At 42.8% G+C, this 8,584-nt stretch carries 4 protein-coding genes; 2 read left to right on the plus strand and 2 right to left on the minus strand.

What is annotated here, in order from left to right; all coding sequences use genetic code 11:
- Nucleotides 1-16: 16 nt before the first annotated feature.
- Together RE317_RS17235 and RE317_RS17240 are read right to left on the minus strand one after the other, a co-directional pair.
- On the minus strand, nucleotides 17-4,477 hold the full coding sequence (locus RE317_RS17235; RefSeq protein WP_008669061.1) for a translocation/assembly module TamB domain-containing protein: 4,461 nt from the start codon (nucleotides 4,475-4,477) through the stop codon (nucleotides 17-19).
- Between the two features lie 64 nt (nucleotides 4,478-4,541).
- Complete coding sequence (locus RE317_RS17240) at nucleotides 4,542-5,105, minus strand: HdeD family acid-resistance protein (protein ID WP_005852410.1); 564 nt, start codon at nucleotides 5,103-5,105, stop codon at nucleotides 4,542-4,544.
- A 194-nt stretch (nucleotides 5,106-5,299) separates the two neighbouring features.
- Here RE317_RS17240 and RE317_RS17245 point away from each other — a divergent pair, with 194 nt between their 5' ends.
- Nucleotides 5,300-6,751 (plus strand): Na+/H+ antiporter NhaC family protein, encoded by a 1,452-nt coding sequence (locus RE317_RS17245; protein ID WP_008669060.1) that lies wholly within the window; start codon nucleotides 5,300-5,302, stop codon nucleotides 6,749-6,751.
- Between the two features lie 111 nt (nucleotides 6,752-6,862).
- Nucleotides 6,863-8,239: a C1 family peptidase gene (locus RE317_RS17250; protein ID WP_005852412.1), complete on the plus strand. Its 1,377-nt coding sequence runs from the start codon at nucleotides 6,863-6,865 to the stop codon at nucleotides 8,237-8,239.
- Nucleotides 8,240-8,584 lie beyond the last annotated feature (345 nt).

An 8,584-nucleotide genomic window follows, 5' to 3' on the forward strand; every position in this document is an offset into this window, starting at 1 on the left:
AAACTTTATAGGTTAATTAGTCATCGCTTCGTTTTTGTAACGAGCTTTTCCGTCTTTTCCATAAGAACCAGCGGAACAGTTCATCCCAAGTATTGAAATCTTTTTTATACATGAGACCTACTCCTTGAGTGGTCAGGGTAGATTTAGTAAAATAGCGGTCATTGGTCTGATTATACCCTCTCAAACGGAAATCTCCGTTTTTTGTCAATAACCATATCGCTTCAAAGTCTCCTACGAAGTTGCTATTTGCCATCACATTCTCCTTATAGCCGAAGTTTCCATTTATCATCAGCCTGTTATTCAATAACCTGCCGGACAACATAGCTTCTGCTTCCACATCTGTCCAACCTTTTTCACCGGTACTCAAGTTGGCGCCTATGTTCCAGTTTTTATTGCCCATCCATTGGGACAACATATTGTTCAGCTGACCGGAAAGTGTACTGAAGGCTAAAGAACTGGTCGCATTAGAGGATTGGTCATTATTGGCATAATCATAGGTGTAGAACTTACCAATTCCCAGCAAATAAATAATCTGTGTATTCATTTGTTCTTCCGTACTGGTAGCACTACGTACCAATTCCCGGTCTTCCTCGCTTACAGTGGGCAGTTCCAAATCGAATTTAATATCCGGATTGGATAAATTTCCAGTCAGATTCATCAGACAGTTTACCTTCACCGTACCTTGGTTGCGCGAGGGATCTACTACCAAATCACTTAAAGAAGCAGAATTAACCGTGTATACCGCCTGTAAATCAAGATTCGCCTGATAAGGGTCACCTGAGAAAGTCACCGTGCCACCTGATTTCAAGGTAAAGTCCTTGCGTATTACTTCCTGCATGCTTAGTTTATACATACCTTGATCTATGACATAGCTACCGAACATACGGAAATCACCTTTATTGAAAAAATTCACTTGCAGGTTTCCATTTCCGGTTGCTGTAATATTATCTCCCGCTACAGGATCCATGATAATTTTCATGGTAGCGCTGGGAGTTGCTTCTATCAACATGTTGATGCGGAGATCCATAGGAGGTCCGTCGTCCTCTTTAGTCTTACGCACATTAGAGTGGTGGTAAAGATTGGTTTCCACATTATCGTGAATGCGCTTGGGGGTTTTGTCTACAAAAGTGATAAACTGATTGCTCGCTGCTTCCGTGGTTACTCCGGTTATATAAGTGAAGCTGGTATTGTTGCCTGTGGTCAGTGAAGCGTCCACTGTCATCGCATTATTTCCACCATCCAGTACCACATTTCCTGTACCATATACTTTTCCGTAAAAAGGCATATTCCCGGCTTCGTAGGTATTGTACATCAACAGGTTGTTGCCTCGTATATTGAAATGGTACATCAGATTTTTCAGCTTTGTGTGATGCAGATAACCATTTACCAGTCCGTCATGTCCCTCACGGTCATAGACTTTTACATTCCTGAAATCCAGACTGCCCGAAGATATATGTATGGAGTCATCCCGGATTTGGAAATAGGTGTTCAACACATCAATTTTAGCATCCATTTTGGCCCTCACTTCACCTTCCAGATCCAAATGCTTGAAATCGCCATATAAACGGACATTTCCGTTGACACGGCCATTTATTTCACTGAAAATTCCTTCTATAAAAGGTTGTAAGAATCCCAGATTGGTACTATCTGCCCGAATCGACAGATCAAGACCTTTTAACTTGGGAGAGACATACCCTGTCACATGAGTGGAGGAAATTCCTTTTTCCGCTATTTGGGCATCCAGTCGTACTCCGCCCAATTCCTTATCCCATACACCTGCAATGTCGGCTTCTCCTAATAAAGAACGGTTCAGACAGAATTTGTGCACATTCAGACGGGTCCGCATCACTGGGTTCTTCATGACACTTTTCAGATGAACCTTTCCGGTTACAAGTCCGCCGAACTCTACATCGTCAAACTGCACAATATCCAGTACATAGTCCAGCTTGATATTTCTCAAATCCACCCGGCAGGAATCACTTTCCTTCTTGGTCAGTTTACCATCTATCCTTAAATACTGGTCCTCATGTTCAAACAGGAAATTGTCAATGAATACGCGTCCCGAATCTATGGCGATATGCGAGGGATGAATGTTCCATACCGTATCATTCAGCACTACTTTTGTGGGCTGTATGTTTATATCTGCCTGAAGAATAGGGTGGGGACCTTCCGTTTTGAAGAAACGGGTATCGGCGGCAAATTTACCACCGTAAGTCACATCAGTATTGTTCCCCCAGTTAATTGTTGTTTCCAAATGATCGTTTTTGGCATTGGCTTCCACCGAGAAGTTAAGCATTGCACCACTTTTCATCAGCATACCGCCTCGCAGTGAACATTTGAACCGGTCGGAAGGATTCTCACAAAATAAAACGCCCGAATCATAACGTGTTCCATTGTATCTGAATTCCGGAAAATGTCCTTCTACGTGCAACTTTTCCTCGCCGTCGTTAAAATATCCTTTTAAAGATGCCGGCAGGTATAATTCCAATGGAATCTGAAATAATTTGGATAGCACTTCGGTATTTTCCAGGCAGATATCAAACTGGAAGTTATTGTGAGGCTCGGGCATATTATCCTTTATAGTCAGTAAGGACGGAATATAGCGTTGTACCGTCTTTACCACGCTGGCCGGAATGGTGTGGTAGGAATAGTCACCTCGTATCACCGCTGTCATGAAGGATGAATTTATGCGCAACTCTTTTTCACCGCTTACCTGTCCGGCTGTAATAGTCAGATTATCCAGAAAACACCCTCCTTCATCGGGAGCGTTTAATTGCAGGCTGTCCAATGAAATGCGCCCGTTCATGTCGTCAATGGATTTGCCGGTGAAATCAGCAGTGAGGCCCAGTGAAATACTGGCATTCTCATATTTGTCCGACAGATGGAGGTCGTGAGGGCGCAGGTTCTTTACGGATGCCTTCAGGTTAAAGTCAGGGATTGTTTTGGCAACATTGAAATTACCGTCTATCTGGACAGAACCGTTTGCGTCGTCCATGGATAAGCGCCCGTTAAAGCCTCCGTCCTTATATACGCCATCCAACATGATATTTTCATATTGATATTGACTATATTCAAAGGAAGATATGATTCCTTTGATGTATGATTCCGGATATCGGTTCTTATAGTTGAAACCTTTCAGTTCCACATTGAAATCCACCTTGCCGAATTTCTTTTCCTGATTAAGTAATTTTCCCAAATCCAGGTCTGCACTCGCCACACTACCCGAATAGGTTCTGCTCATACTTTGTTCATCAATGCTCATCATCACGTCCGTTTTCACCATGCCTGCCCCTGTATGGAACAAGCCTGTCAGTGTGAGATCATGCAGATAGCCCGCCGCTTCCCCGTTAAAACGAATATAGTCCAAACGTTGCAAAATGGGAGGAACCTTTCCCGTCAGGTTCGTCATCAGAACGTTTATGCCCTCTTTTGTCATGGTCAAGTTACCCAGTTTGCCGTAAATGTACATATCCATGCCTGCATCCCAGTTACTTAAGGCAGCTTCCCCTGCAATCATCAATCCGTGGTGGTTAGTCAGCCGCAGGGTGGGGCAGTCCAAATGTTTGCCGTGACCGGAGAAAACCAGATTTAGATCCAACGGTTCTTCAAAGCGTGACAAGGCAGGCACAAAAGGAGCTAAATCTTTCAGTATAACGGAAGCCTTCAAAGAGCCGTCATATCTTACATTTTCTGTCATTGGGGGCAATTCGGGCAGGCTGTCATACTTCAAGGTCAGACTGTCTATCTTTAAAGCAGTATTTGAAAGCTCCACACCAAAATCCTTAATATCCAAACGTTTATTGTTGGCTGTAACTTTCATGGCGAACTTCTGCAATGAAAAACCACATTGTTCGTCAAAGCTGACCCGCCGGATGGCGGCATTCAACGAGTCGCTGCGCAATGCCTTCAGTGAAAGCGTTGCAGCGAGATTCTTCACCGATAGATGATGGGCATTGAACTTTCCGGGAGTTTCCGGTTCCGATAATATATCGTATGTCACTCTGCCACGCCTTATCAGCACGGAATTAATTCGTAAATCCAAATTAGATTTTGTTTTAACCGTATCTTTGGACGCGAAAGCGTCTAACACAAACTGGAAATTAGGGGCAGATTCCGGAGTTTCCCGGTTCAAATTGACCGTAAATCCAAAAAGCTGGACACTGCTGATGGTGACTTTACCGTTCAATAAAGGCAGAAGGTCGAATTTTGCCGATAAGCGGGCTACTTTCAGCATCTCCTGGTTCTTCCGGTCATGCAAAAGGACATCTTCCACAATGATACGGTTTAGCAAACCCATATCAATCCGTCCTACAGAAACCTCCGTATTCAGTATGTTTTTTAATTCCTTAGTTACAAAAACAGATAATTTGCCCTGAACATACGGTATGTTCAGCAGCACAATTATTCCCAGGTAGACACCAATCAGTGTACCTAGCAGAATACGCACAGTGTATTTAAGACTCTTACTAGAAATCATTGTTTATTTTGGGCTAACAAAAATACGAATAACGTATGACGTAGCCCAAAATAAACGATTTTTTTTACTTGTTTTTATGCAATCTTTTCAACTCGAAGGAGAAAATGACACGGAAACATCCGATAATAAGAAAAGTGATGGACAGCATATAGAGCACGGTAACAGCACCAAGTCCAGGTTGCCAGATGATAGCCATAGAGCAAAGAATAGCCAGAATGCCAAACACCAGATACCACCCCCAGTCCTTTGTGCCATAGCGTTTCAAATCTGTGGAATAGCCACACAATGTAAACCCTCTGAACATCAGCCAGAAAGCAACAATAAACGGAATCAGTTCCATGCTGACCAACGGATAGAATACCAGATAAATACCTATCAGCAAATCAATAATACCTCCGGCAAGATACCATCCCCAACTACTGATTGTTTTTTTGTTTCCGGCAGCAAAAAAGACTTCCAGAATGCCACTGACCAGAATCGAGATACTGAAGATGACACTCAGTGCCACATAACTGCTCACAGGAGCGAACAATAAGCATAGTGCTACCGCAATGTAGAGCAAGCCCAGCAACAGGGACATCCACCAATTTTTTACAGCGTAGCCTAAGCCACCAACTAATTCATTCATATTTGTTAAGTTTTAGGTTATAATTTGAACTAATAACGCCCCCCCTTGCAAAAAGGTTTACCTGCAAATACAAAAAAAGTCTTTAAATACCGCCGATTGACTTTTAGAACTCAAAAAATATTCCGAACTTTGCACGCTGAAAACCAAATTGATAGTTCTATTTACATTTTGAATAAAAATTGAATAAAAAAAGAATGAAAGATAACAAAATCCCTTCACCGTTAGTATCCCTTTTACCCGTATTCGTACTTATTTTATTATTGTTTGTCACTATCCGTACATTTGGAAGTGATGCCTTGTCCGGTGGCAGCCAAGTCTGTCTGCTAGTGGCTACAGCAGTTTGTGTGCTGATAGGTATGGCGGGATTCCGTCGTCCGTGGAAGGACTTCGAACTGGCTGTCACCAATAATATAGCCGGGGTAAGTACCGCACTTATTATCTTGCTGATCATCGGAGCTTTGTCCGGAGCATGGATGGTCAGTGGTGTAGTCCCTACATTAATATATTATGGCATACAGGTTATTCATCCTCATTTTTTCCTGGTATCCACTTGCATTATTTGTGCGGTAGTATCTGTTATGACAGGCAGCTCATGGACTACCATCGCCACTATCGGCATTGCACTGATGGGAATAGGGAAGGCGCAAGGTTTCAGTGAAGGTTGGATTGCAGGTGCGATTATCTCCGGAGCCTATTTCGGTGATAAAGTTTCTCCGCTTTCGGATACCACCATTCTGGCATCGTCCGTAACGGATACACCGCTGTTCACTCACATCCGTTACTTGATGATTACCACCGTTCCATCACTTGTCATCACTTTGATAATCTTTACCATAGCCGGATTGTCACATGAAGCCACTGATACCGGTCATATCGCCGAATACACCCGTATATTGAGTGATAAGTTCCATATTTCATGGTGGTTGATGATTGTCCCCGTTGTCACAGCGATACTGATTGCACGTAAAGTGCCTTCCATCATCACTCTATTTGTTTCTACGGCTCTGGCTACCGTCTTTGCCTTGATTTTCCAGCCCGGACTATTATGCGAAATCGCCGGACAAGGAGTCGAAGGGATTGCCGCCTTGTTCAAAGGAGGAATGGGAATGCTTTATGGTGGAACCCAATTGGAAACCGGTAATGCGGAAATAAACGAACTGATATCCACTCGCGGAATGGCGGGTATGATGAATACCATCTGGCTGATTATCTGCGCCATGTGTTTCGGAGGGGCGATGACAGCCGGAGGAATGCTCGGCAGTATCACTTCTGTATTTGTACGTTTTACGAAAAAGCGGGTAGGAATGGTGTCGTCCACAGTTGCATCGGGCTTGTTCCTGAATCTTGCTACAGCAGATCAATATATATCCATTATCCTGACGGGTAATATGTTTAAAGACATCTATAGTGCAAACGGTTATGAAAGCAAACTGCTGAGCCGCACGACGGAAGATTCTGTTACAGTCACTTCGCCATTGATACCCTGGAATACATGCGGTATGACACAGGCCACTATCCTTAGTGTTCCCACCATTGTGTATCTGCCTTACGCATTCTTTAACATTATCAGTCCCTTGATGAGTATCACAATTGCTATACTGGGATATAAGATAAAGAAAAAAGCAGAACAGTCGGACCTGTCATAATAATGATAGGTTCTGATGATTATATATCTTTCACGTGAAAGATTAGCAGGGTTCAAAAATAACTTGTACATTTACCCACCCTAATAAATCATTTTATATTTTTACAATAATATGAAGAAACACATCACATTCGCTCTTCTGTTTGCGGCTGCATTGACAGCCCAGGCACAACAGGGAGGCATTTCAGGTGAAATGCTGAATCAAATCAAACAAAGTTATAAGGCAACCCCTGCCGACAAAGCCATCCGTAACGCCTTAGGCGGAACAAGTATCAACACGTTGGCATTGAACCAGGAGAACCGTGCCGATTTTGATACGGAGTTTTCACACAAGGTGCTATCCAAGGGAATAACCGACCAACAATCTTCCGGTCGTTGCTGGCTTTTTACCGGACTGAACGTACTCCGCAGCCAGATGATTGCCAAATACGGACTGGATGAGATGGAGTTCTCACAGAACTACTGCTTTTTCTACGACCAATTAGAAAAAGCAAACTTATTCTTACAGGGAATCATTGATACCAGTGGAAAGCCCATGGACGATAAAATGGTGGAATGGCTGTTCAAGCATCCCTTAAGCGATGGGGGACAATTCACAGGAGTATCGGATATTATAGAGAAATACGGACTGGTCCCCAAGAGTGCAATGGTGGAAACTTTCAGCAGTGAGAATACCGGAAAGATGAGTAGTCTGATAGGACTGAAACTGAAGGAATTTGGTTTACAACTACGCGAAGCCGCCGCTACCGGAGCGAAGCCGGCCGAATTGGAAAAGAAAAAGACAGAAATGCTGGGAACGGTTTATCGTATGTTGGTGCTGACCCTTGGCGAACCTGTTTCCACCTTTACATGGAGTCTGAAGGGTGGGGAAGCGAAAGAATATACTCCGGTGTCTTTCTATAAAGAGTTTTTGGGAAATGATTTGACCAATAACTATGTAATGCTGATGAATGATCCCAGCCGCGAGTTTTATAAATGTTATGAAATAGATTTTGACCGTCACCGTTATGATGGCAAGAATTGGACTTATGTAAACTTGCCGATAGAGGATATTAAAGAAATAGCCATAGCTTCCATCAAGGACAGTACCATGATGTATTTTTCTTGTGATGTAGGCAAGTTCCTTGATAGTAAACGTGGCTTGCTGGACCCTGATAATTATGATTACGAATCATTGATGGGAACTACTTTCGGCATGGACAAGAAACAACGTATCCAAACTTTCTCCAGTGGCAGCAGCCATGCCATGACCTTGATGGCGGTGGACTTGGATAAAGCGGGAAAGCCGAAAAAATGGATGGTGGAAAATAGTTGGGGCAGTGCCAGTGGATACAGAGGACACCTTATCATGACAGATAAATGGTTTGATGAATATATGTTCCGTGTGGTGGCAGAAAAGAAATATGTTCCTGCCAAGGTGCTGGATATTTTAAAACAGAAACCAATCCGTCTTCCGGCATGGGACCCGATGTTTGCTGACGAAGAATAAGCGTTATCTCTCTACATTGTATATAATTTAAGCGGACTGTACAGAAAAGAAAGACTGTACAGTCCGTTTTTTTATTCTAAGGCATTGTGTATGTCTGTCATTTTTACTTCTCTCTTGCAAAAAGAAACATAATAGGGAAAATAGGTTTGTTGCAGTGATGAGTTATTGTATAATAGGCTTGCAGAAAGGTGTTTCTTGCATATTTAGGTATAATAAAAAATGGGAATCTCTTCGTAAGAGAACCTCAAAGTCAAGTTAGATCTCTGATATAATAAAAAGCGCTCATTCATAGGAATTTCCAGATAGAATTCGTTTCTTTGCGGTCAGAAACCATAAAATCATCTT

The sequence above is a fragment of the Phocaeicola sp. GP0067 genome (assembly GCF_031119655.1).
In the GTDB taxonomy this organism is placed as follows: domain Bacteria; phylum Bacteroidota; class Bacteroidia; order Bacteroidales; family Bacteroidaceae; genus Phocaeicola; species Phocaeicola vulgatus.